This window comes from Brevibacillus sp. DP1.3A (assembly GCF_013284245.2).
GTDB lineage: Bacteria > Bacillota > Bacilli > Brevibacillales > Brevibacillaceae > Brevibacillus.
Window position 1 is genome coordinate 3,299,542 of sequence record NZ_CP085876.1, and the last position, 23,596, is coordinate 3,323,137.

The 23,596-nt window shown below is 43.0% G+C and carries 23 protein-coding genes; 16 read left to right on the top strand and 7 right to left on the bottom strand.

The window, feature by feature from the left end; genetic code table 11:
* Positions 1-9: 9 nt before the first annotated feature.
* The gene (locus tag HP399_RS15460) at positions 10-1,728 is read left to right on the top strand and encodes a hypothetical protein (protein ID WP_173619351.1); all 1,719 of its coding nucleotides are present in this window, start codon (positions 10-12) and stop codon (positions 1,726-1,728) included.
* A gap of 157 nt (positions 1,729-1,885) precedes the next feature.
* A complete protein-coding gene (locus tag HP399_RS15465) occupies positions 1,886-2,185 on the top strand; it encodes a MarR family transcriptional regulator (RefSeq protein ID WP_173619350.1) in 300 nt (99 codons plus the stop codon).
* Positions 2,186-2,245: 60 nt separating this feature from the next.
* Here HP399_RS15465 and HP399_RS15470 read toward each other — a convergent pair whose 3' ends face one another.
* Positions 2,246-3,124, bottom strand: a complete 879-nt coding sequence (locus HP399_RS15470; RefSeq protein WP_173619349.1) for a 5'-3' exonuclease — start codon at positions 3,122-3,124, stop codon at positions 2,246-2,248.
* Positions 3,125-3,372: 248 nt separating this feature from the next.
* On the opposite strand from HP399_RS15470, the gene HP399_RS15475 reads away from it, so the two are divergent.
* From HP399_RS15475 to HP399_RS15520, 10 genes are all read left to right on the top strand, one after another.
* Complete coding sequence (locus tag HP399_RS15475; RefSeq protein WP_007729231.1) at positions 3,373-3,579, top strand: alpha/beta-type small acid-soluble spore protein; 207 nt, start codon at positions 3,373-3,375, stop codon at positions 3,577-3,579.
* Between the two features lie 186 nt (positions 3,580-3,765).
* Positions 3,766-4,023 (top strand): hypothetical protein, encoded by a 258-nt coding sequence (locus HP399_RS15480; protein WP_173619348.1) that lies wholly within the window; start codon positions 3,766-3,768, stop codon positions 4,021-4,023.
* A 104-nt stretch (positions 4,024-4,127) separates the two neighbouring features.
* Complete coding sequence (locus HP399_RS15485; protein ID WP_173619347.1) at positions 4,128-5,003, top strand: M23 family metallopeptidase; 876 nt, start codon at positions 4,128-4,130, stop codon at positions 5,001-5,003.
* A 14-nt stretch (positions 5,004-5,017) separates the two neighbouring features.
* Positions 5,018-5,833: a GTP pyrophosphokinase gene (locus HP399_RS15490; RefSeq protein ID WP_173619346.1), complete on the top strand. Its 816-nt coding sequence runs from the start codon at positions 5,018-5,020 to the stop codon at positions 5,831-5,833.
* A 71-nt stretch (positions 5,834-5,904) separates the two neighbouring features.
* On the top strand, positions 5,905-7,125 hold the full coding sequence (locus HP399_RS15495) for a D-alanyl-D-alanine carboxypeptidase family protein (protein ID WP_173619345.1): 1,221 nt from the start codon (positions 5,905-5,907) through the stop codon (positions 7,123-7,125).
* A gap of 187 nt (positions 7,126-7,312) precedes the next feature.
* On the top strand, positions 7,313-8,188 hold the full coding sequence (locus tag HP399_RS15500; RefSeq protein WP_173619344.1) for a glycosyltransferase family A protein: 876 nt from the start codon (positions 7,313-7,315) through the stop codon (positions 8,186-8,188).
* Positions 8,148-8,900: a glycosyltransferase family A protein gene (locus HP399_RS15505; RefSeq protein WP_173619594.1), complete on the top strand. Its 753-nt coding sequence runs from the start codon at positions 8,148-8,150 to the stop codon at positions 8,898-8,900. The genes HP399_RS15500 and HP399_RS15505 overlap by 41 nt, the downstream gene beginning before the upstream one ends.
* 183 nt (positions 8,901-9,083) lie before the next feature.
* Positions 9,084-9,791 (top strand): purine-nucleoside phosphorylase, encoded by a 708-nt coding sequence (gene deoD, locus HP399_RS15510; protein WP_173619343.1) that lies wholly within the window; start codon positions 9,084-9,086, stop codon positions 9,789-9,791.
* A gap of 80 nt (positions 9,792-9,871) precedes the next feature.
* Entirely contained in the window at positions 9,872-10,561 is a 690-nt protein-coding gene (locus HP399_RS15515) for a DUF4241 domain-containing protein (RefSeq protein WP_173619342.1), read from the top strand.
* A gap of 827 nt (positions 10,562-11,388) precedes the next feature.
* Positions 11,389-12,297, top strand: coding sequence for a tyrosine-type recombinase/integrase (locus tag HP399_RS15520; RefSeq protein ID WP_304502546.1), 909 nt, complete (start codon positions 11,389-11,391; stop codon positions 12,295-12,297).
* 420 nt (positions 12,298-12,717) lie between these two features.
* Here HP399_RS15520 and HP399_RS15525 read toward each other — a convergent pair whose 3' ends face one another.
* Positions 12,718-13,854, bottom strand: a complete 1,137-nt coding sequence (locus tag HP399_RS15525) for a tyrosine-type recombinase/integrase (protein WP_173619340.1) — start codon at positions 13,852-13,854, stop codon at positions 12,718-12,720.
* Positions 13,855-14,236: 382 nt separating this feature from the next.
* On the bottom strand, positions 14,237-15,145 hold the full coding sequence (locus HP399_RS15530) for a hypothetical protein (RefSeq protein ID WP_173619339.1): 909 nt from the start codon (positions 15,143-15,145) through the stop codon (positions 14,237-14,239).
* Positions 15,146-15,328: 183 nt separating this feature from the next.
* On the opposite strand from HP399_RS15530, the gene HP399_RS15535 reads away from it, so the two are divergent.
* From HP399_RS15535 to HP399_RS15550, 4 genes are all read left to right on the top strand, one after another.
* The gene (locus HP399_RS15535) at positions 15,329-15,607 is read left to right on the top strand and encodes a hypothetical protein (protein WP_173619338.1); all 279 of its coding nucleotides are present in this window, start codon (positions 15,329-15,331) and stop codon (positions 15,605-15,607) included.
* A 75-nt stretch (positions 15,608-15,682) separates the two neighbouring features.
* Positions 15,683-17,011 carry a tyrosine-type recombinase/integrase gene (locus HP399_RS15540; protein WP_173619337.1) on the top strand — a complete coding sequence of 443 codons (1,329 nt, stop codon included), beginning with the start codon at positions 15,683-15,685 and terminating at the stop codon, positions 17,009-17,011.
* Positions 17,011-18,135, top strand: a complete 1,125-nt coding sequence (locus HP399_RS15545) for a tyrosine-type recombinase/integrase (RefSeq protein WP_173619336.1) — start codon at positions 17,011-17,013, stop codon at positions 18,133-18,135. The genes HP399_RS15540 and HP399_RS15545 overlap by 1 nt, the downstream gene beginning before the upstream one ends.
* On the top strand, positions 18,095-19,069 hold the full coding sequence (locus tag HP399_RS15550) for a tyrosine-type recombinase/integrase (RefSeq protein WP_173619335.1): 975 nt from the start codon (positions 18,095-18,097) through the stop codon (positions 19,067-19,069). The genes HP399_RS15545 and HP399_RS15550 overlap by 41 nt, the downstream gene beginning before the upstream one ends.
* 125 nt (positions 19,070-19,194) lie before the next feature.
* Here the strand turns inward: HP399_RS15550 and HP399_RS15555 are convergent, their stop codons facing one another.
* From HP399_RS15555 to abc-f, 4 genes are all read right to left on the bottom strand, one after another.
* Positions 19,195-19,446 carry a hypothetical protein gene (locus HP399_RS15555; RefSeq protein WP_228088264.1) on the bottom strand — a complete coding sequence of 84 codons (252 nt, stop codon included), beginning with the start codon at positions 19,444-19,446 and terminating at the stop codon, positions 19,195-19,197.
* Positions 19,447-20,003: 557 nt separating this feature from the next.
* Positions 20,004-20,726, bottom strand: coding sequence for a 4'-phosphopantetheinyl transferase family protein (locus tag HP399_RS15560; RefSeq protein ID WP_173619333.1), 723 nt, complete (start codon positions 20,724-20,726; stop codon positions 20,004-20,006).
* Positions 20,727-20,763: 37 nt separating this feature from the next.
* Positions 20,764-21,783: a serine hydrolase domain-containing protein gene (locus tag HP399_RS15565; protein ID WP_173619332.1), complete on the bottom strand. Its 1,020-nt coding sequence runs from the start codon at positions 21,781-21,783 to the stop codon at positions 20,764-20,766.
* On the bottom strand, positions 21,780-23,552 hold the full coding sequence (gene abc-f, locus HP399_RS15570; RefSeq protein WP_228088265.1) for a ribosomal protection-like ABC-F family protein: 1,773 nt from the start codon (positions 23,550-23,552) through the stop codon (positions 21,780-21,782). Before abc-f ends, HP399_RS15565 begins: the two co-directional genes overlap by 4 nt.
* Between the last annotated feature and the right edge of the window lie 44 nt (positions 23,553-23,596).

Below are 23,596 nucleotides of genomic sequence, written 5' to 3' on the forward strand. Positions count from 1 at the left end.
GTAGTTCGTATGATCATTCGCGCTAGCGGTGTTGATCGCTATGTATTTGAAACGTACCTCGCCTCTTCGCGCACCGCTCAGGAATGGGTTCATGAGGCGCGGGCACGAGCAGCATGGTTTGATTTGGAGCTCTTGGCGGATTTTTTCCTCGTCTTTTATTTGGAAAAGCCGGAGATCGATCTGACGCAAGAATCTACTCCTTTTCAACATTGGATGATTCGTACGCTCATGAAGCAATATTTTACACGCATGATTCATCCTCGTACAGTCGGGCAGGAAAGCGCGTCGTTCAAAACCGCAATCAAGGCCTTGCTGTGGCTGACAGAGACATTTTCTGAGGAAGTGAAGCAGCGGGAGAAGGATCAACGGCTTTCTCCGCTCTTAACTGGCTTAAAAGACAAGCAAGGCCAGGAAGGAAGTCAACAAGCACAGCTTTCCGAGCTACTGACTGAAAAACAAAAGGCCAAACTCGAGCTAGTTGGTTATACGCTTCAACAGGGGAAGCGGATTGTGGAAGACAAGCAAGAGGCCATGGACACCAAGCCGTTAGTGCGGGCAGAGGTATTGTCTTTGCAAAATCGCATTACTGAGCTGCAAGAAGAAATGAAAGTACAGTTCACGAAACGGACCAAGCTTCTGCAAAAGGTGAAAAAATTGGAGGATGAGCTCGCCCAACGCGAAAAGCAGCTGGATCGACTTCAAAAGCAAGAGAAGGAAGCGATCGCCGCTTTTGAAAAAGAGCTGGGACAATGGCTGGAGCGATCATTAAAGGCGACGCTATCCACTGAAGAACTTGATACGCTTTTTGTTGAAGAGGTATTTACGGCTAGCCAGCGTTTCGCCAACCGAAGCTGGGGTCATGAGCTAGGCAAGCTGCGCAGGCAAAGCTTTGAGCAGTATTTGAAATGGATTGAGAAATTGAAGCGCCATCCTGACCTGGTCGCTTTTCTGAACGAAGTAGGCAGGCAAGTCCATCGCTTTCGTGTGAAGCGCAAAGAAATTCGCTCCAGACATTTTCCTGAGGAATACTATGATTTGCGGCAATCAGGCGATATTGCACACATGCTGCCTGGTGAAGCTGTGCTTCTCGCTGATCCGGACTTCGAGAACTACTTTATGCTCAAATGGCTGGAGCAAAAGCTCATGACCTACGATACCTCGGGATGGGTAGAAGAACCGCCAAAAGGTCCGGTGATCTGCATGCTGGACACATCCCATTCGATGCGCGGAAGTAAGCTGCGGCTTGCACAAATTTTCATCATGACGCTTGCGGCCCTCTCAATGCTGGAAAAACGTGATTTTATCCTCCTTTTGTTCGGGGCAAAAGGCGAGATCAGAGAGCAACCGCTTTATCACAAAAAGCCAGATTGGCCTGCCTTTTACGGCCTGGCACAAATGGCGTTTGGTGGTGGGACTCACTTTGACGCCCCGATGAAGCGAGCCATCGAGCTGGTTGAAAAGGAACAAGCGTGGCGTGGAGCAGATTTTGTCATGGTAACGGATGGAATAGGGGGCATTTCTCCTTATGTTCAAGAAAAGCTCATCTCTTTGGGCCAGCACAAACAAGTTCGTTTGCACAGCTTGATTGTGGGTTCTGCGAGGCAGCATCTCGTACAAGCGTATGATTTGCTGGGCGTTTCTCACCGTGTCAAATTTGCTACGAGCTGGGAAGCGGATGGGGAAGAAAACACAGGACTGCTCCTGGATGTATTTCAAACAGCCAAATAAGTGATTCGACTTCACTTCCAAATCTCGTCTCCTCTCGTGGGACGGGATTTTTTAATGAAGCTTAAGAAAAAATTTAACTCTTACCCACTTTTTTCTTTAATAGTTTCGCCTATTCTGAACGTAGCTAACAAAAGGAAAATGGTAAAAGGAGGACACCATGAAGGAACTGATCAAGCTGGCCAAGCTTATACGGGGAGCCAATGTCTTGTTTTCAAATATTGCACAAAAAGAGCTAGAGACAAATGAACTCAATTGGCAGCAAGTATTGATTCTCGAATTTCTTGGAAACGGGCCAAAAACAATGGGGGACATTAGCAAAGCTGTTGATTTGTCAAACAGCACAACTTCAGGCTTAATTAGTAGGCTGGAGGAGGAAAATTTGGTACGAAGATTCCGAGACCGATCGGATCGCCGAATCGTGTGGGTTTCACTGACAGAGCGATTATGCAGTGCATAAAGTAATCGGCTGAAAAAAAGTGGATAGACCGCTTCTTCTCAGCCGATGATCATGACCCAATTAGCCCACTCTTGCTGCCATCGTACGACCGAATTCAAGCTCATCGAATTTGCTCTGAACGACTTGACGATCGTATTCCCACACGGCATCCTCCAGCACATACTCCACCGGAACATCCCTGATAATCGTAGCCAGCTTTCTGCTCAAGTACACCTGATCGCGATTTTCTTCCAGCTTGCTGCGCATTTTAGGCGTACAGCTTGCCAGATTTACATATAGGTTGTCCAGATCACCATGCTCGGTAATCAGTTTTGTCGCTGTTTTCTCGCCAATTCCTGGGCAGCCTGGAATACAGTCAGATGCATCTCCCATTAAAGCTTTGACGTCAACGACTTGTTCAGCTGAAATTCCACGCAATGCCAAGAGGCTCGCTGGATTATAGTGTTCGTGTTTGCCACCATTTTTCAAGATTTTTACACTTACTCGCTCAGATACGAGCTGCAAGCTATCGTAATCACCTGTCGCAATGATAACCTCGTGTCCTTCTTCGGAAAGACGTGTGGAGAGCGTACCCAATACATCATCGCCTTCAAAGCCTGGGCAACCTATGTTCGGAACCGAGAACGCATCCGTTACTTCTTTCACCAAATCGAATTGTGGAATGAGCTCATCCGGTGCCGCTTGACGATTTGATTTATAGCCGTCATACCATTGACTACGCACCAAAGACTCGCGTGAAGCGACATCCCAGCCTACCACGAGATGAGTAGGACGTGTCAACTCTACGTAATCAAGCATCATTTTGGTAAATCCATAAACCGCATTTGTGTACACACCTGTTGAAGTCTGGCGATAGGCTCCACCCCAAGCAGAACCATAAAAGGCGCGAAATAAAAAGCTCATGCCATCGATGAGCAGTACTTTTCCTGAATTACTCACAAATCCTTGCCCCTCTCACTACCAAACTATACGCACCATTATAGCATAAAGGAGCGGGACAACCTTGTCAGATTTTACAACTGAAATATCGAAAGAAAACGTGCATGTACTTTTGTTACGGTGGGATGATAGTACCACAAGAGGTCAACAACCACCTCTTGAAATCAACTTCCGGTCTCAAGGCGAGAAGCAAACGCTGACGGTTCAAACCCGTCCCGGGAGAAAAAACGCGTCGGGAGGAATCAATCATGGCTAACAACCAAGGTGGCACCAACAATCTGGTAGTTCCTCAAGCGAACCAAGCTTTGGATCAACTGAAGTATGAGATTGCATCTGAATTCGGTGTAAATCTCGGACCAGACACTACTTCTCGCCAAAACGGTTCTGTTGGTGGCGAAATTACCAAACGTCTGGTGAGCTTTGCTGAGCAACAAATGGCAGGCCGTCAAGTCTAACGAACTGACAAGTAAATAGCTGGATGAAGAGAGGTCCCTTTTTAGGGGCCTTTCTATATTTACCATGAAAAGCCCTTTTCTTTCCTGTGTGGTGCAAACACACAAGCACAATCGCGGACTAGTCATATGGTGTAACGAACAGTTATCTATCCTCGTTTGTCCAGTGGAAAGGAGCGACGTCCGGCTATGAAGAAAAAAGAAGTGAAGCAGCTTTTAAAAAAGCATCCCGAATTTGAAGCGTGGGTTCTCGAAGATTCCATGCGGATTAGAGCGGTCAAAAGCAACCCCGAGATGGCGGAAGAATTGTTTAAAAGATGGAACGATCGAAAAAAAGGGATGCTTGATTTTGACGGCATCTCGCAAAAAACCAAACGTGCAAGCGAAATGCTGACAGGCGTGCAATCCATCATGGAAATGATGTCGGATTATTCGAAGAAACAATAAGATTACATTTGGTATGATTGGAGAAGGCTAGCTCATTAGCCTTCTTTTTCTTTTTCATTTCAGGGTGTGTTTTGTTATACTAGAAAATGGGAGGGAGCATGTCTATGTTCAAATCAATGGTTAGTCTCATGTTGGTCACAGCATTGACGCTCGTCTCTGGGACAAGCATATTCAGCCAGACAGCAGAAGGGGTTTACGCCCAAACAACGAAACAACAACCAGCGATCAGCGTAACACCAGCCAAAACATATCCTGGGGACGTTATTTTAGTACGCAGTAAAGAGCCACAAACCGTATCGCTATTCTCTCAGAACTATCGTTTGCAAAAGACACAGGATGAGTATGCCCGGTTTATCCCGATTCCTTTTAACACGAAAGCGGGCACCTATAAAGTTACATCTGCTGACAAAAAACTTTCCGTATCTGTGACAATCGCACCGAAAAAATTTGAAGTAGACAAGCTCACGGTAAGTAAACAACTCAACAAAATGCGACAGGATACGAATCGAATCAATGCAGATCAAAAAAAGATCAACGCAGCCAGGTCCAACTCGAGAGCGATTCCGTATTTCTCAGAGCCGTTTAAACAGCCAGCAGTCGGAAAATTAACGACTCCATTCGGCTATCAACGCGTAGTAAACGGTGTACCAGCCAACAGGCATTCGGCGATTGACATCGCGAACAAAACAGGAACGCCAATTTGGGCGAGTAACCATGGGAAAGTGGTTCTGGCCGACTCTTTATACTTAACAGGCAATACCATCATCATCGATCACGGGTTAAATATTTTTTCCATATATGCACACTTGTCCAAACTAGATGTCAAGACAGGGCAAGAAGTGAAACAGGGACAGGTGATTGGACAAATGGGTAGCACCGGTTTTTCTACAGGTCCTCACCTTCATTACGGCATGCTAGTGGGTAATACGTATGTAAATCCTCAGCCGTTTTTTGATGCATCACCTTTCCTCTGGAAGTAATTGGAGGTGTCTTCATGAGAGTCACAAATGTGCCAAGCAAAGTGCTCAACAACATGGTTCATTTCTTGGCGCCGTATGAACAGGCAGTTGAAGAGCTAAAGTTAAAACTAAAAGGAATTAAATACGGCTTTCTAAAAAGCGGCCGTTATTCTCCTATTGAATTTGTTGTCGGACGAGTGAAAAAGGTCGACAGTTTAGTAAAAAAGGCGAACGAAAAAGGAATCGACTTTTTGGGAGATCATTGGCAAAGTGACGTCGCCAAGGAAGTCCAGGATATCGCGGGACTTCGAGTCGTATGCCGCTATGTAGACGACGTGCGCGAGGTGCTGCAGTTGTTGCAGGAGCGGGAGGATATCGTCATACACGATGTCAAAGACTACATCGCAGCTCCAAAGGATTCCGGCTACAGAAGTATTCACATGATTGTTTCTTATACGGTCTACCACGGCAGCGAGAAGAAAACACTCTTTTGTGAGATCCAAATCCGTACATTAGGAATGAACTTCTGGGCGACGAATGAACACGAACTGCGCTACAAGTATTCGGGCAACATTCCGACAGATGTGTTGGAGCAGCTTCATGAAGCTTCCGTGATCACGCATCAGCTCGACGTGTTGATGAACAATTTGCGTCAAGAAATTCTCACACCGGCAGAAGTTGATACGACACTGGAAGAAAAATTAGAAGAAATATTTTCCCTGTACGTCAAGCAGGATTTGGATTCTGCTGCAGCCTTGTACAGAGAACATGTCAGTGGTTTCGAAGAGGCTTTTGCGGACAATCCTAAGTTTAAAATGATTCACGATTTGTTGGGGATCCGGTTGAAATAACGTCTTTTGTTGTCTACAGACCAAATGTAACCTGAAAAAACGCGACAAAGTAGGAAAGGATATTGACTAACATGCGCTTTTTGCTAACGAACCTACTCGTTGTGGTGATGGTTTTGTTCAATCTTGGCATGCCTTCCGCTTTTGCCGAGGAGTCATCAAGCCTGGAGCCTAGCACTCTCACTGGACAATCAGCCATTCTGATTGATGCTACAACGGGACAAGTCTTGTTTGAAAAGAACCCTCATGAGAAGTTGTACCCTGCTAGTATTACAAAAATCGCAACAGGTATTTACGCGATAGAAAAAGGGAATCTGGATGACACTGTCACTGTCTCAAAAAAAGCACGCCGTGAAGAAGGAACACGTGTTTATTTGGAAGAGGGAGAACAGATTTCCCTACGCAATTTGCTGTACGGACTGCTCATGAATTCAGGTAACGACGCTGGTACAGCGATTGCTGAGCATATGAGCCAGACGACAGAGCGTTTTGCAGTGGATTTGAACGCCTTTTTGAAAGAAAAAGTAGGTGTCACCGAAACGAATTTTACCAATCCACACGGACTACATGATCCGAATCATTACACGACTGTTGCGGACATGGCCAAAATTTCGCAGTACGCGATGAAAAACCCCGTTTTCAGGGAAATTGTCGGTACGAAGCGGCTGCCTTGGCATGGACAAACGTGGGAAACGGTATTGGTGAATCACAACAAGCTCCTGCGCGACTACGAAGGTGCGACGGGAATCAAGAACGGTTTTACTGATCAGGCGATGCATACGCTGGTAGGCTCCGCCAAGCGTGGAGAAATGGAGCTCATCGCTGTCACGATGAAGGCCTCTACGAGTGCAAATGCATACAAAGATGTGAAAAAGCTACTGGACTTTGGTTTTCAAGGATTTGAGACCAAACCAATCGCCAAAAAAGGGGATTCTTTTTCAGAAGTAGCTGTTCCTGGCAACAACTCGGTCGTGACTTTTACAGCCAAGGAGGACTTGTATGCGACGGTTCCCAAAGGTGTGGAGCCTTTGGTAGAGCTAAAAGCAGATGGAAACCTGTCTGTCCAGGCTGGCAAGCTAGCCGTCTCGTATCCGTTGCTTCGTCATGATCCGCCTACTCCAGCTCCTTCTACTGTATTTGGGGATTCAGAAAGTGGCAACAGTCATCCACTGGCTCGCTATAGCGTATTAATCGTCTGGTTAGGAATGAACCTTTTCTTAATCGTGTATACGTTTTCCCGTGCACAGAGGAATAAACGAATTCGCGAACGCAGTCTTCAACGGCGGTTCTACTAATACAAAAATGAGAATCAAAACAGGACGTAGCAATATGCACGTCCTGTTTTTTTGCGAAATGTCTGTGAAACCGAGTGTTCCAAGCAGGTCATCTCTTGTTGAGTTGTGAGGGATAGATGCCGTGTCCAATCGTGGAAACCGAGCGTACATTAGAGTAATCATTGATCATCTGGTGAGGGGGAGTGAGATGGACAACCGAATCTATGATCACCCTGCCGTGTCCGTCATCATCCCAATAAGTGACAACGCCAGGAATATGAAAAAACTGCTCTCTGTTGTCAAAAGAATAGATCCACACACGGAAGTAATCGTCGTGTGCAATGGAGTGAGCTCTCAAGAAGCTATGCTGCCCAATCTTTGGGGGGCACAAGTCATTTCAACCGGTTTGGATGTAGACAGCCATGAGGCAAGAGCGATCGGGTGTGCTCACGCGAGGGGAGACGTTGTCCTTTTTATCGACGAACGACTCGTCATGCCTCTTTTATACTTGAAGAAATATGTCACGCTGGTCAAAAAGGGATCAGATGTCATTATCACGACATGCTCAGACAACTCGGTATCCAGAAGAGGAAAGCGTTCACCAAGAAGTGCCTATTGCTTGTTGAACCATCTTCTTGGTCAAAAAAAAATGGGCTCCGCTTCCTTTGAAAATATTCCATTTGCCTTGAGCCGAAATGCTCTAGAGGCAATTGGTTCCGGGACTTTATGCAATCCGGCAGTTGCCTTGGTTCAAGCGTCAGTCTTGGGGCTCAAAATAACAACAATTGCCCCGTTTGCCTCGGAAAAACACCCAACAGCCACTCATGCTATCGTGCGAAAAGACATCCGTACGATTTATCGGGAGCATGCGAAGGCAATCCAGTTACTAACGGGTGGAACGAAGCTGCGACACGCAGATCAGGATGGACAACGACACCGCGACTTGGTGCATTCATCAGGTGTTCTGCATTTGCGCTCGGTCTTTCATCTGGAATCGCGCGTAAAGGAGGGCGGTGGATGGGGTGGCAAACGCAAAGCGAAATATGCGAGATCCCACAAAAAAACGCAGAGAAGAGCACATTAATGGTAAAGAAAAATACCAGAACTTAAATCGATTAAGTGTCATCCTCTCTGTTCACCACCAGCGGACGATCAAAAAAGTACTCAAACAAATTGAGAAGCTCAGGCCCATGGAAATCGTACTCGTTGTGGATGGCTGCCCGGATCGATCGGTGAAAAAGATACTCACCTATTCCTCGTGTCCACTCACAGCGTTTGTGTACCCGTTTCCTTTAGGGGAAGATGTATGGAGAGCAATAGGTGCCAAGGAGGCCACAGGAGATGTGTGGTTGTTTCTCGATGCGGATCACGTGGTGGCTGCAAATGACATGCAGTCCTTTGTCAGAACGTGTTACCGGGGAGCAGACATCGCCTTGAGAAAGAGTATGACGCCACTTCGACAACCATCAATGGAACCGGATACGGTTTGGTTTGCGAAGACATTTCTCAATACCTTGGTTTCGCACCATGAACTAGGAACTTCCTCGATGTACGATTTACCTTTTGCCATTACGCGACAAGCCGCTTCAATTATCGGCGTTCAACATTTGGTCGTACCTGCCGTTGCGCACGCCATTGCTCTACACAATCATTTGCGAGTCGTGCCATCTCATTACATTTCGTCAGCAAAGCTTACGAGAAAAAGAGGGACACAAAGAAAGAATAAACCGAGCGTTAACCAGACGATCCTGGGAGATCACCTGGAAGCAATGGATTACGTGATGTCCCTCAAATGAATGAAACCGTTGTCGAGGCGATGCCATCTGTCGGTATCGCTTATTCCTTATTTTCAAAAGTCTCGCGCAAACGTGTAATCATAAGCTGCTGGAATCATTTGATCTCTTGACTTTGCATTGTTCGGTTTTTGTAGTACGATAGGCAAGTAGGTCATTTTTTCTTGATAAAGGAGCAAACAGATTATGAGTATTCATATTGGAGCACAGCAAGGTCAAATTGCTGAAACCATCCTACTGCCGGGCGATCCGCTACGGGCCAAATACATTGCTGAAACTTTCCTCGAAGGAGCAGAGTGCTACAACAACGTGCGTGGCATGCTCGGCTTCACAGGTACATACAAAGGTAAGCGCGTTTCTGTACAAGGAACGGGCATGGGAGTTCCTTCTATCGCGATCTACGCAAATGAGCTCATGCAATCTTATGGCGTTCAAAACCTGATCCGCGTAGGCACTTGCGGCGCGATCCAGGAAGACATCAAAGTTCGTGACGTGATTATTGGTATGGCTGCATCATCCGATTCCCAAACAAATCGTCTCCTGCTCAATCAGGTTGATTTTGCTCCTACTGCTAACTTTGATTTGCTGCACAAAGCGTATCAAGCAGCGACAGAGCGCAATCTGTCTGTTAAAGTGGGCAATATCTTTACGAGCGACAGCTTCTATCGCGAGAACTTAGATTTGTACAAAAAATTGGCATCCTATCAAGTGCTTGCTGTTGAAATGGAATCTTCCGCGCTGTACACTTTGGCTGCAAAATACAAGCGCAACGCATTGTCAATCCTCACGGTAAGTGATCACATCCTGACCGGTGAAGAAACTTCCGCTGACGAGCGCCAAACCACCTTCAATGAAATGATTGAAGTGGCGCTGGAAGCAGCTCTGATCAAGTAAATTAGCATGCAGACGAAATCCCACTGGCAAACTATCGTCAGTGGGATTTTATGTAGAGGATAGAAAAAGGGGATGGAATCATGAAACATAATTGCCCTGCCTTTTTTGAAACGGCATTTGACGAAGGGTATACGCAAGAGCTGGACGGCTATTTATATCGGTTGTTCCGCCAAGATATGGGCAAGCTTCAGGTGAAAACTGGAAAAATCGTGGCGAACGATCCGTTTGTCATGTTTGAGACGGAACCGTTTGTAGAGGTTTTCCCAAAGGGGAGCTTCTCCGTACAGCTCGCTATCGCGCAAGTTCAATCCCTGTCAAAGGATGAGCAAACGGATGACGCTCTGGAACCAGATGAACGGGTAGCATTGGCACGGATTGTCTTCTCAGAGAAACCTGTTGTGTCTTGGAAAATGGCTGTTTGGGCGGAGTCAGATGTGTCACAGCTTGGCGAAGGTGAATTTTTTGGCTACGGTGTGGATGCGGGTACAGGCTCGTTCATGGATGCAGAAGCTTGCGCGCTTTTGGTACGAGAAATGGAGAAAGACGAGATGTTCTATGAGACGTTGACGAAGAAAATGGATCAAACGTATAAACACACACGGAGTTGGGGTCTAATAGATTTAGCGGAAGGCTGTAATGTTGCCATGTTTTCAACAGGATGGGGAGACGGCAGCTACGCGAGCTATATTGGTTATGATGCCGAGGGACAAATCGCACGTTTGGTAACAGATTTTTACTTGTTGGATTGGATGGGAACGGCTGAAGAATAGAAGTTGGGGGAAACGGGGAAGGAAGAGAGAAGAAAAGCTTATAGACGCCAAAGTAGAGTGCCTCCGGTGGCACTCTTTTTATTGGTTATTTTTTCTTATTTCGTTCGAGGTATTGCGCCAGGTTATTCAAGGTATTTTCGTACGATCTTTTTTTCGGTGAAGTGGTGATCGTTTTCGACTTTGGGATTACTTTGGTCATTTGGGGACCTCCGGGCATTTTTAGTTATAGTGATCTTAATTATAATATAAATGAATTTACAATAAATGTAAATAGTTTTTTAATTTAAATGAACTTTTTTATTATAGATGATAAATGACTGAGTGGTCTTATTAGATGATCAGCAGTTTGATTGCTGTTGTTAATGTCTTATTGTGAAGCTGATAAACATACTGGAAAGCTCCTTATTACTAGTTAGGTTTTTATGAGAGCAAGTTTCGGTAATACATTACATGTATGTCATTTGGCACGGATGGATGGAAAAAAGCTATTTATTTTGCATCATCTTTCAATTAGATCCATGTACGAATGAGTTTGTGACAAGTAGCTTGTAAAAACAGGTGAGTACCCCTTTCAGAAATTATGCATTTCGTATTGAGTCCGATAATATATATTATGTAAACTCATAAAAAGAGCAAGTGGGACAGTAACTAAAGGTTCTTGGTTCCGATGATCTACATTATCAGGAATCTGGTTGGCAAAGGTTCCGGATAATCATCAGTTGCGTCCGGATAAGTTTCGGAGCCGTTCCAATAAGTTTCGTGGATGGTCCATAAAAATCGGTTGCGTCCTTATAATCGATTTATTAGGAGGACGATTAAGTTTGCAGGTGAAACAAGCGATGGATGAATTCTTGTTTTATATGGAGGTTGAACGCAATGTATCTGTGAATACGATACGTAGTTATGCGTACGATTTACATGTCTTTGACGCTTTTCTAACGAGGGTCCATGGAACATCGGAACTGGAACAAATTCGTAATTCGACGGTTCGGAGGTTCATTCAAGACCAGGTCATTGAGCATCAGACACATCCGCGCACGCTGCAAAGGCGTATTTCCTGCTTAAAATCCTTCAGTCGTTTTTGTGCAAAGGAAAACTGGATATCGAACGATTTTATGGTTGGCATTCATGCACCGAAAACAGACAAAAAAGTACCGGTTTACATGAAGTTAATCGAATTACAGATGCTATTTCGTTTTTTAGAGAATGATCAGCGTAAGTTATCGTTACGGAATCATTTGATGTTTAAGCTATTGGCGACAACCGGGATGCGTCGCCAAGAATTAGTTGATTTGTCTTGGGGGCAAATTGATTTGGAATGGAATTCCATACGGATTCATGGGAAAGGTAATAAAGAACGTATACTCCCGCTGCATCCGATGGTGATTCCATTGATCAAGCAATACCAGGAACACTTGGAAACGTTTCAATTGCATACTTCCGAGCCAGTTTTTACGAATTACATGGGTCAACGGATAGATCCTCGCGGCTTACATCGGATCTTTAAGGAAGTTCTCCAAAATGCAGGCTTACCCCCTCACCGGTTTACACTGCACCATTTGCGACATACCTTCGCGACTCTGCTCTTGCGTTCCAATGACGGGCCTTCAAAGGTAGATATTCGTACTCTACAAGAGCTTCTTGGCCATGAAAGTTTAGCGACTACGTCAGTTTATACCCATGTTGACTTGGAGCAAAAGAAAAAAGCAATCGAGACGCTAAAGTTTGAAAGTTAACCAAATAACCTCACCTCTAGTTTAAAGAACATAGAAGTGAGGTTTCTATATTGTCATTTCAGTTCATGAAATTGCTATTTTATGTACCGATATTCAATGATAATAAAAATCTTACATTACAATTTAATACTTTTATTATTTCCCTATTTTTTTTACAAGTATCATTGTTGAAAAATGGTATCTTACATTCCATCCACAACCGTCACACTACACATTGTACGTTACATCTTTTGAACAACACTTTGAATTATTTCAATCACTCTTCTGTCCTCCTTCGTATCTTTTAGGTCAAGTCATTGATAAATTTATATATACACATTGAAATTGTGTTTCTTTGTTATGGTGACCTACTTCTAGTCCGAACACTCTACTTAACCTAAATGGTAAAAGCGCTTAGGACTTATTCCCCCGCTCCTTTGATTAACCTTGAACTAATCCTTTTTGAATCAAAATAACTGCGAGTTCAGGATCGGTATTAAGCAAATTCAGTAACATGTCCCTTGAAAGAAAATGAGTCGTATCCACTGTATTTCCGAGTTCAGCTTCAAAACTACGGTCTAGATTCTGAACTTGATTAGCTTCCTCAGGTTGATGGGACAATTCATCTTCGATACGTGTTAATTCCTTTTGAAGTAGTCGTATATGTCGTCCATAACGTCGAATATAGAACTGTAAATTGTCTTGTTCAGAGTGCCCTAACAGAAATTTTATTGCTGCCAGTTCTAACCCCCGCTCGCTTAGAATTGTGCTTATAGTAGCTCTGAAACCATGGGGCGTCACACGTTGATCATTCTTCCAACCCAAATCATGACATATGCGATTCGTCAGACGATTGAGTGCTTTGTCTCCTAATGCCTGACCAGCTAAGCCAAATAAGAGCTTGTCACGAGGGTGTAGTTGATGATTACTGACATGCTGTTCAATCTCTTTTAGGAGTTTGGGTGGTAATGGTATGATCTGCACTTTATGTTTGGTATTAATTTTTTTAAAACTATGAGTAACACGTAATAATGATTTTTCGAAGTCAACATGTTCGACTCGTAAATCGGTAAGTGTTTCGTTACGTAATCCGGTAAACATTAACATTCGAATAGTGGTACTAACATGAGATTCAGAGCTCTGTGTATTTCTTAATTCATCTGCGTACCTATATACTTTCCTAAGTTCCTCCCATTCTAATATCCTGGAGTGATGTTCTGTCTTCCCAAGTGGAATGTCAACCGCTTTAAAACAATTTTGATTGACAATACCAAGGTTCCGATAGAAGGAGAAGATTGATGATAAGCTCGCAATTCTACGTTTAATAGTGCTACTCGCTACTCCATTATCACGCAGGCTCTTTATCCATCGTTGTATATGGTGGAGTTTACAATTTTCTAAATTGGGGTCGAGGTTACAGTCGGATAAGAATTCTTCAAACTGTATTACATCATTCTGATAACAAATAAATGTTGTTTCTGACCAATTTTTATAATCTCGCATCCCTTCCAATGCCTCAGTAATTGTGGAACCTAAAAAAATCCTTTCTTCAATTGAGGTTTTAATATTTTCCATCATATCTAACCTTCCTGATACAAGATTTTTTCATAAATAAGCTTCGAGTTTCCAAACTGACGTCATTGAAGTTAAGATAACTTTTCAAGTCATTGTTAAGGCTAAAGTTAATGTATTAAAGGTATCTTCTTTCACTCTAAGCAATCGCAAAGAGGCCAAACGTAATAACGTTGGCCTTTTTCATGACTAGCTTTTGTTTTCTAGTTTTTCAATCCATTCTGTGATAATTTGCAATGCGATTTCTCTTTGTTTCTTTTGGTAACTACATTCTTTTTGCTTTGATTCTACTTTGTTCGTTCGCACATGGACTACCTCCCATCTTGTTATAACTAGAAGGATATCCATGATTGAAATAGATTTACTTTTGGTTCTAAAAAAAACCAGATTACAATGTATACATTCTTAACATGGAAAGTTGTTCAACGTCTTCTAAGTGTGCAACAATTGATGGTTGGTCTTTACTGTCCGCAATGAGAAAACAGAGTTTGCGAAAGTTTACAAATGGAGTGCTGTAGGAATAAATGTAACGAAGTTCTTTGGGGAAAGCTGATTTAATTTTGATTAAATCGGCATAGGATAATTCAGAATCTGAGGGTACATATATTTCAATCGTTACAAATTGATTAATTCGATAATCGACTCTCACTGGTAAAAAACTCCGGTCAAATGGAAACCAATCATTATCTCGAGTAATTTTAAACCCTTTAATAATTCTCTTTACGTAGCGATGATTGCTTGTGAGCTGAGTCGTTCGTATCTGCTGAATAACTTCTTTTAAATTGCTCCTAGACATGACGTTAAGCTCTAAACTGATTAAATACTCCATAAATTGTACTCCGTGGAAGTCGTTCCCCGTAATTTGATAGAGCGGTACATCGAGAATAATAGCTAGCTCGGCTTCATTATATAAATTAACTTGCCTTGGCCAATCATCTTCTCTCGGGTTGTAGTTAAAGTAGTTAGCATAAAATGGACCACTAGCATTATTGAGATTATATAAGATATCCCGCTTCGTCAGTCCTAATGAGTCTTTTATATAACACAGTGCTCTCTTTTTTGGATTTTTCATAAGAAAATCAAGATAGAATATTTTAGTCGATAACAAAAATGCCTCAGATGCATATTGCTCTTTGTGCACAGATCTATCTTCTTTATATTTGCTATAAGGGTAATCCTCAATTTTTTCTTTACCATTCTTAATAACCTTTCTTTCACCCTTGACGAGGTTAAAGGCTTGATCTAGATATTTATTTAAAAAATTACTCTGTCGTTTCTTTCTTCGATTGCTCGGCATCGTTATCACCAAGGCTAGGATAAAAGAAACTAGACTTTAATTTCCAACGTGGTCCCCAAAAAAACCAAAACCCCTTATTTACACCCACTTTGCTTATCTCTTTTTCTTGTTGTGGTCTATTTTTAATCCACGGGTTTTCCATGTCTATAAAAAGACAAAATGACAACCAAGAGCAATATGAACTTGAATATAGGGGATGAAAAGCCTCTCCTCCTTGGTGATGAACTTTATTTGGGTAAAGTGCATCTGCGTATTGAGAAAACAAAACGTAAGTATATGGGAAAAAATGGGTGTATTTTGGGCATAATGATCAAAAGAGGAACAAAAAAGCCCACCTTTTTGCAGAATTTTATTCTCCAAAAAAATGGACAGACCTATCCTGTAATATTAATTGTCCGACAAACGGACTTCCTGTTAACTCAACCGCAGACCTCTAAGGTCGCCAATAGTGAACAAATCTAAATATGATTTTAGCATGAATTCGATTCATTCTTCAATAAGTAATTCACATATGATCAATTAGTAGAGGTGATTTCAATGCTTAAAGCACATGTTGTGACAATGACCAAATACTGTCCTCCCCCGAAAAAAACAAGATTTTCTAAAGCTGTCCCCCACCATTTTCAACAGTATCTGTTTCAGCTTGAATCTGATGGATTCAGTCATGTAACAATTCGTAATAGAGAACGTTATGTACGAAAGTTATACTTATTTCTCGCAGAGCAAATGGGTATTTCAGAAAGTGAAATGGAAGACAATTTTCCTTTAATAACATTGAGCCATGTAAGAGAATATGAAAAACATATAAACGAGTTAGTGCAAAAGGGAAAGCTTGCATTAAGATCAAGAAGTTTCCCCCTTCTTGCTACAGAAGAATTCATTGACTATCTTTTTAAAAAGCAAGTTTTGAGTTTTCAATTTCGACGACTTCAGAATTCAAAGAGGAGAAGTTCTAATCCAATTCCACCGATTGTCGATGAGTTCATTGAATATTTAACTCAAAAAAACTATAGCAGTCTAGCTCAACATAGAACCTCCGTTATGAGGTTTGTCTCGTTTGTCAACCAGTCCCACCCTAATGGCGTATTAACGAAAATTAATCGTAATCATATTAGTGAATATGAACAGTTTCTTAAAAATAGAATCGTAAATGAACAGCTTACTCCTGCTTCTGCATACCAATATTTGCTTAGTTTAAAACTCTTTCTTGGATTTCTATCAGATAAACAAATAATCATGTTTACCTACGTAATTCCACAACATTTAGTAGCTCAGGGCAAGCGTGCTAACGAATATGTTCCTAAGGAGGATATTATTCGCTTGTTACAATCGATACAAAAAATACCTAGGCATTATGGTAGGAACATGGCTATCTTCTTACTTATACTGGATACCGGATGCAGACCGATCGAAATTGCCAATTTAAAGTTGAGCGATGTCAATATATCAGAAATGACTGTGTCTCTCTTCAGTAAAAAATCTGGTCAACGCAAGCTGAAAGTCGATCCAGTAGTGATGAAGGCCCTCAAACTATACATCTTACAGAGAGAAAAAGAATGTGTCGATCACGATTCCTTTTTTCTCAAGGATACGGGAGAGCCATTAACGGTAAAAATAGTTAATCAAGTATTTGCAAAGGCAAATAAGAATGCATTCGGCAAGGCCCTTTATTCCGCAAAAGCGCTTCGTCATACCTATGCAACCAATGCGCTCGATAATCATAACAATTTTGATCAAACATCTAAAACAATGGGACATAAGTATTGGGTATCTACGATGTACTACCTCCATCGTTCACACAAGAGATTACTTAATAATACTCTTGCTTACGACCCTACTACTTTTATCAATAGAGGTGATTTATAATGGATATTTTCTCCAAATATAACTACGAAGAGATATGTGTTGACTTAGGAATTAATATAGAAGATTTACTCTGCCTGATAGAGAAAAAAACTATCCCAAAGCAGATTGAAAGAGCAGAATATACGATTGTACATGTAACTGAAAAATTCAAAAAACTAATTAAACAACAGCAAGTAAACGGAAGGAAGTCGTTGCAAACAGTTCGATACTACATAAACTTTATAAACAGATTCGAACAGTTCGTCTACAAGGTAAATCCGGAGATGAGTATCTATTCACTGAATGAGTCACTCTTTGATGATTTTCTTTTGACCTGTCAACCTCGACAAGAAACTGTTCTTTCGCCAGGTACTATTAATACATATATAGGTATTTTGAGACGACTGTTATCCTTTGCCCATTATGAGGGATATCTCGACAAAGATTTACGATATCGTTTTGAGAGGCATAGCACGAAATTGCTCCCTAGGTACTATCAAGATAGCCATCTTAAAGCGATGCTGGAAATGACTAAGAGAAAAACTCATGCTTATCTTTGGAGTACAATCTTGTGGTTCTTGCTAGGAACTGGTTGTAGAGTAAGTGAACTGATTAATGTGCGGGTAAAGGATTTTGATATCGAAACAAACCTCCTTTATACAGTTGGGAAAGGAAGAAAAGAGCGCTATATCCCCATTTATCCTCATATTAAAGAAATCGTACTAGAATACTTGTATTTAACTGGTGTTAAAGAATGGAACAAAGGTCTGACCGGATATCTATTTGCCCGAGATCACGGGGTTAAACGTGAGAGGAAGTTATCTGTCAGAAGTGTCCAATATCAGGTCCATGATATCATAACCAAGCTTGGGTTTGATCGTCGCTTCAATGTTCATTCTTTCCGTCACACATTTGCCGTTAACTGTCTACGTGCAGGTATGAAAATTGAGTATTTGAGTCAAATCCTCGGTCACGATAATCCCGCTACAACCTACACGTACATTCAACTTCTGCCTATTGATCTTAAGTCTGAGATTATGAACAAATTCCCGTTTCCGCTTGAAAAGCTAGTGCATCAAATCTACGGTACAGGAGTGTATGAACATGGACAACATTCAGATGGAGATAGACCGATTTATCATTAGTGCCAAACTGTCTCATACGACTAAGCAGAGATACTGCAAATATCTTGACGAGTTTACAAAGTACCTTTCCTATTTAACTAACACAAACCTTGAAGATCTTCATTATGAGAGAATTTATAGAATCCATAGTCAGTCAGGAGCATTTCTATGTTACAAACCTATAGATGCTTATTTGCTTGATAAGTACCTTACTACTCACATTGAGAAAGGATACAATTGGCTGCGTTTATCAAAAAGCGCAATGAGCAGTCTATTTAATTATCTTCACAGAAGGTACGATTTTCCCAATCTGGTTAAAAAGATGACTTTTAATCCAAAAGATTATCGAACTGTAAAAAGACCTCAACGAATTCTTAGTAGACGTGAGATCCTTCTTTTTCTTCAAAGCCTGATCAAGCACAGCAAAGATTTAAAAAGAGATGTGCTTCTCTTCTCGCTTTTACTCTCTACGGGCATGAGAATTTCCGAAGCGTTAAATTTAAAGGTAAGTCACGTTAACTGTACGGATGATGCGGTTTTTCTTACTAAAACAAAAACCAAGGTACAGCGAATGGTTATGTTAAGAGATTCGTTTGGTTTAGCCATTAATGAATATGTAAGGGTGAATCGTTTATCCGATAATGATTACCTTTTTAGCACTCAAGGCAATAGGCAATTTACTCGGGTTGAGGTACAAACTCTTCTAAACAATTTTCTAATGATGAGCGGTCTTGAGCCGATTAATTTGCATGGCTTGAGACATTCATTTGCCACACTTATGTTTGAAAGCGGAAGCGAGTTATTGGTGATTCAGCAATTGTTAGGTCATAGTGCCTTAGGTTCGACTAAAACATATGTCCATCCCAATTATATTAGGAATTACGGCGTGGAGATAAAAGAGAACCAAACGGTGTATAGAATTGCAAAAGACCTCTTGATGGAGTCGGATAAATGAAGATGAATGAATTTTAAAGGTGCATACCAACAGTTCGGTCCAAAGCTCCCGTACAAGTCCTAGGCTCTACCCAGTTCGTTGCCTTGCACATTACTGGAAGTAAGGGTCAGCATCAACCATAATGGTTACAAAGAGAATGTAATCAGCTGTTTATGAGCATCCTCGTATCTTTCCTTGATGACATGCGTGCCATCCTCGTCTATTGAATTTCTTACCTCGCGCCAATCCTCGTCCAGATGAACGTCCGAACGCCAGCCAGTTACCAGCGCAAGGTCGTTTAAATGGTGGTTGGTGATAATTCTTCGTTCATTCAAGCCTTGGGATTGGCCGAGACCAGGAATTGGACAGAATAAATGATCATAACCAAGTGTTCTCATCGCAGGCAAGGTCAAGTCGTAGAGCAGCGCCGCTGGCGGTTATTTGCGGTACTTTGGTACCTTCGACGTCCCGGCCATCATTACTGTCCCTGCAACAAGCTGCCATGGATTCGTGATACGGACATCAGTGAGTAAAAAAAATCGTGGACGTCCATATTGGAGTCGATGTGCTCTCAAGTGGTCGTCCAAATACACCACTCTACTACGTATCATTGAGATTATTACGAAACGTTCATCTTCGAATTTATAATACAAATGGAGCGAGGTTTATTCCACCCACTCACCTATTGAACAAGAGGACACATAACAATGATTATGGAACGCAATTACTGATATTCTCAAGTTAAGGAACCAAAAACTGATGTGTCAAAATCAACATGCAGATGCCTATCCCTCAAAATTCTAGAGACTCGCTTGAAGTTGATCATTGGAGCCGTGTTCGTTAAATAGTTGATTTCCAATCTCCTCGGTGTCGTAGCACTAAAAGAAAGAAACCTCGTAGCTTCTAAGGATGTGATATGATCCGCTACGAGGTTTCTTCTTTTGTTCAATCGCTCTTAAAAAAGACTGGTGAATTCTACACGTCCAGCCAAGAGTTCTGCAAGTTGTACTTCACGCATTTCATACGTCGGAGATTGTTCTGAAAGCAGCTTGGTTGCGACTGTAATCATATAACCCGTCGTAGGGACAAACGTATAGTAATAAAATTCGTCGTCATACGCCTGTTCTTCGTCGAACGGCACTGTGAACGAGAGTGGCGACAGGGAGAAACCTTTCCCGACTGCCTTCATAACAGCTTCCTTACGAGTCCAAAGCTTGTAGAAAGCATGCAACTTTGCCTTCTTGTCTCGTTGAGCATTCACCCATTCGATTTCCTCCGGAACATAAACGTGCTTCATAACTTCGAAGCGGTCAGCAAGAGTCTTCTCTACGTCGATCCCTATCTCGTCATTGGCGGAGAATGCACATACAACCATCTCATCTGTATGTGAGAGATTGAAATATAACGGTTTTGGTGAATTTTTCAGAAATAATTTCCCGTACTCGTTTTTGCTGAAAGAGATATTACCAGATTGCACATGTAAGAACTGACCCAAAGCCATTTTGGCGAGACATCTCCCAACCAAAAATTCAATCTTTTTTAAGTCGACTTTGTAACGAGAATAGGTGGCACACTCCTCTGCATCCAACAGGTCCAAGCGATCTTGAATCTCTGTCGACGACAGATTTTCTGGTATTTTCACCCAATGGATAAGAATCTTCGGTCCTACTGTAACCATCTCCCTAACAACATCCGACGATCCACATTGAACGGCATTACCGTTGCAAGCTGAACATGTCATGCTTATATCGTTGATAACGTGTCCTAGGCAACAGGTCTAGTGTTTTCTTGGCACCGTCGGGCACATCGCCGATTATCTGTAAGAGCCATTTACAGACGACTTCTGCGATCACCGATTGTCCGTGATCGCTGTTCGTCAACACCACCAGTGCTTTTTGGAGCTTCGGTAGTAAACCGATCCATGTCCGATACCCTCGATTGTGCCCACTATGCCAAACGAGGCGTGAGCTTTTTGGCAAAGTCAGAATGTGGTATCCAAGTCCGTAGGGAATTGGACGTTCTACACGGTTGTGCATCAGAGCGACCATATCTGGCTGCAAAACACCGCCGCCACCGTTCAGATTCGCCTGAGCGAAACGGATCAGGTCGTCAAGCGTCGTGTACAAACCTGCTGCTGCCTGTTGCACATGCCAGAGGAGTGGCACTTGTTGCTCCAGATAGTCGTGCCCTCGTGCAGCGTCGTCCACTAATTGATCGGAACCCAAGTTGAACGAGCTGTGTTTCATCCCGAGCGGTTCGAGGATCTCTTCACACATGTAGTCAGCAAAGCATTTTCCCGAAACTTTCTCGATCAGTATTTGCAAGAGACTGTAACCAGCATTGGTATACCAGAATTCGCCCACAGGATGTGCGGATCGAACATCGGTCAATAGGCCACCGCCTTCTTCATGAGGACGAATCCCGAGATCACGGACAGATGCCAGCCCCCCCGTGTGTGAGAGCAGATGCCGGACAGTGAGACCCTCGTACACGGTATCTTCGAGATAAAGACGCCCTGTTTCCACGAGCTTCATCACACCCCACGCTGTCACTGGCTTGGACAAGGAAGCTGCTTGAAAAAGCGTTGTGGAACGCACCGGTGTATCGCCATTTTTACCAAGTAAGCCGAAAGTGTACCGTTCGACATCCGTTTCTGTTTCTAGAACAGCCATGGCGACACCTGGCGTACCAGAGTCCTCAAGGGCATTCAAGCATGCGTGAGATAACATGTTCATTTTAGGAGCTCCCTTTTTTGGCGTATCAAATCTTTGAATTCATTGTCGAGCTCGTTATAGGCAGGGGAGCCAATCTCGTGCTTGGTGAGATCTCCGAGCACCAAGCTCAAGCGAGTTTCGATGACAAGCAACTGTTCCTCCTCTACCCGACTTTTTTTCGAAGGAACCTTCTCATTCGAGCCATTTCCTTCACTCAATTGGCGATTCATGTATTCGCTAAAGGTCCCCAGCACCTGTTTGAACTTTCCGTTTTCAAACACCAACAGCTGGTCGCACAACTTCTCTAACATATAGCGATCATGGGAAACGATCAACATCGTACCGTTGTAATCTGCGAGTGTATCCTCCAATTGCTCGCGGCTTTGCAGGTCAAGGTGGTTGGTCGGCTCGTCGAGGATCAAGAAGTTGTGTTCCATTAGGATCATACGGCCAATCTTAAAGCGGGTGCGTTCCCCTAAACTCCACTTCTTGATCTCGCGCGAGAGCTTTGCCTCGTCAAGTCCCATGTTGTGCATGAGGATGCGTGCCTTGGATTGAATCTCGCCTCGGAAATGGGAGATCAGATTCAGGCCCGTCGATTCTTCTGGTAAGTCAGTTACATCCTGCGAGAGATAGACAACTTCAGCCGTCGGGCTAATCCACAGATCCCCTTCCGTCCAGCGTTCTTGGTCAAGCAACATCCGGATCAGGGTGGTTTTTCCACAACCATTCGGACCGATCAATCCGATGCGATTTCCGCGCTGGATGGCAAACTCCGTATTCCGGAACAACCAGCGTTCTCCGTACTTTTTCCCAAGCCCCTTCGCTTCAGCGAGACGCTTGCCTCGCTTGGAAGCACTGCCAAAATCGAATGAAACTTTTTGTTCTTGCTTTGGTTTTTCTACGCCCTCCGTTATCATGCGTTCCAGACGTTTGAGCTTGTTCTTCACCTGTTTGTCAAGTTTCTTGACCTTTGCACGATCATGTTCGCGCAAACCGATTTGGCGATTCTCAGATAAGGAGCCTTGTTTACCCGCTTGCCTGTGTCCAGCCGCCGTCCAAGTCTTAAGTTGGGCTATTTCTGCTTGGACTTTTTCACTTTGTTTCTTTTGTGTCTGATAGAGGTGCAGTTGAGATTGGTACTGACGCTCCTTCTCCTCGCGATAGAACGAGTAGTTGCCTGCATACGACTTGAGTTTACCGTCATCGAGTTCGATAATCCGATTAACAGTTTTGTCGAGGAAGTAACGGTCGTGGGAGATCACCAAGATTGTGCCCGAGAACTTTCCCATCTCTTCCGTCAGCCACTCGACCCCTTGAAAATCAAGATGGTTGGTCGGCTCGTCTAGAATCAGGAAATCTGGCTGACTAATCCATATGTTAGCGAGAGCCAGTTTGGTACGCTCTCCGCCACTCAAACCGTCAAAACGATCTTCCCGCCACTCCTGTACTTTGTTGAGACCGATAAAGCTTGTCACTTCAAGGAACTTATCTACCTGTTCAGCATTATTGCCATCGAGCAATATCGACTGAAAACTATTTACCGTATAGGAGCAAGATTGTAGCAGGTAGCCAATCTTGAGATCCTGTTTCATCTGAATGATGCTTCCTTCGTCTGACTGAAGATTGCCGAACAGGATATTGGCAAGTGTAGTCTTACCTGTGCCGTTAACTCCAACTAATCCGATGCGCTCTTGTACCCCGATCTCCAAGGATACATCTGATAGAATCGTGCGCTCTCCGAAACTTTTATGAAGGTTACAAACTCTAAGTATTGTCAATGGTACCACCCTCTCCTTATAAGTGGCAAAGGGTGGTATGGAAAAGTTCCGTA

Excerpts from the sequence above, each read along its gene's own strand:
- HP399_RS15545 (WP_173619336.1), top strand. The coding sequence starts at position 17,011 with ATGGATATTTTCTCCAAATATAACTACGAAGAGATATGTGTTGACTTA.
- HP399_RS15475 (WP_007729231.1), top strand. The coding sequence starts at position 3,373 with ATGGCTAACAACCAAGGTGGCACCAACAATCTGGTAGTTCCTCAAGCG.
- HP399_RS15540 (WP_173619337.1), top strand. The coding sequence starts at position 15,683 with ATGCTTAAAGCACATGTTGTGACAATGACCAAATACTGTCCTCCCCCG.
- HP399_RS15485 (WP_173619347.1), top strand. The coding sequence starts at position 4,128 with ATGTTCAAATCAATGGTTAGTCTCATGTTGGTCACAGCATTGACGCTC.
- HP399_RS15550 (WP_173619335.1), top strand. The coding sequence starts at position 18,095 with ATGGACAACATTCAGATGGAGATAGACCGATTTATCATTAGTGCCAAA.
- HP399_RS15505 (WP_173619594.1), top strand. The coding sequence starts at position 8,148 with ATGCGAGATCCCACAAAAAAACGCAGAGAAGAGCACATTAATGGTAAA.
- deoD (WP_173619343.1), top strand. The coding sequence starts at position 9,084 with ATGAGTATTCATATTGGAGCACAGCAAGGTCAAATTGCTGAAACCATC.
- HP399_RS15565 (WP_173619332.1), bottom strand. The coding sequence starts at position 21,783 with ATGAACATGTTATCTCACGCATGCTTGAATGCCCTTGAGGACTCTGGT.
- HP399_RS15465 (WP_173619350.1), top strand. The coding sequence starts at position 1,886 with ATGAAGGAACTGATCAAGCTGGCCAAGCTTATACGGGGAGCCAATGTC.
- HP399_RS15480 (WP_173619348.1), top strand. The coding sequence starts at position 3,766 with ATGAAGAAAAAAGAAGTGAAGCAGCTTTTAAAAAAGCATCCCGAATTT.
- HP399_RS15530 (WP_173619339.1), bottom strand. The coding sequence starts at position 15,145 with ATGCCGAGCAATCGAAGAAAGAAACGACAGAGTAATTTTTTAAATAAA.
- HP399_RS15560 (WP_173619333.1), bottom strand. The coding sequence starts at position 20,726 with ATGGTTACAGTAGGACCGAAGATTCTTATCCATTGGGTGAAAATACCA.
- HP399_RS15515 (WP_173619342.1), top strand. The coding sequence starts at position 9,872 with ATGAAACATAATTGCCCTGCCTTTTTTGAAACGGCATTTGACGAAGGG.
- HP399_RS15460 (WP_173619351.1), top strand. The coding sequence starts at position 10 with ATGATCATTCGCGCTAGCGGTGTTGATCGCTATGTATTTGAAACGTAC.
- HP399_RS15500 (WP_173619344.1), top strand. The coding sequence starts at position 7,313 with ATGGACAACCGAATCTATGATCACCCTGCCGTGTCCGTCATCATCCCA.
- HP399_RS15525 (WP_173619340.1), bottom strand. The coding sequence starts at position 13,854 with ATGATGGAAAATATTAAAACCTCAATTGAAGAAAGGATTTTTTTAGGT.
- HP399_RS15555 (WP_228088264.1), bottom strand. The coding sequence starts at position 19,446 with ATGAGAACACTTGGTTATGATCATTTATTCTGTCCAATTCCTGGTCTC.
- HP399_RS15490 (WP_173619346.1), top strand. The coding sequence starts at position 5,018 with ATGAGAGTCACAAATGTGCCAAGCAAAGTGCTCAACAACATGGTTCAT.
- HP399_RS15495 (WP_173619345.1), top strand. The coding sequence starts at position 5,905 with ATGCGCTTTTTGCTAACGAACCTACTCGTTGTGGTGATGGTTTTGTTC.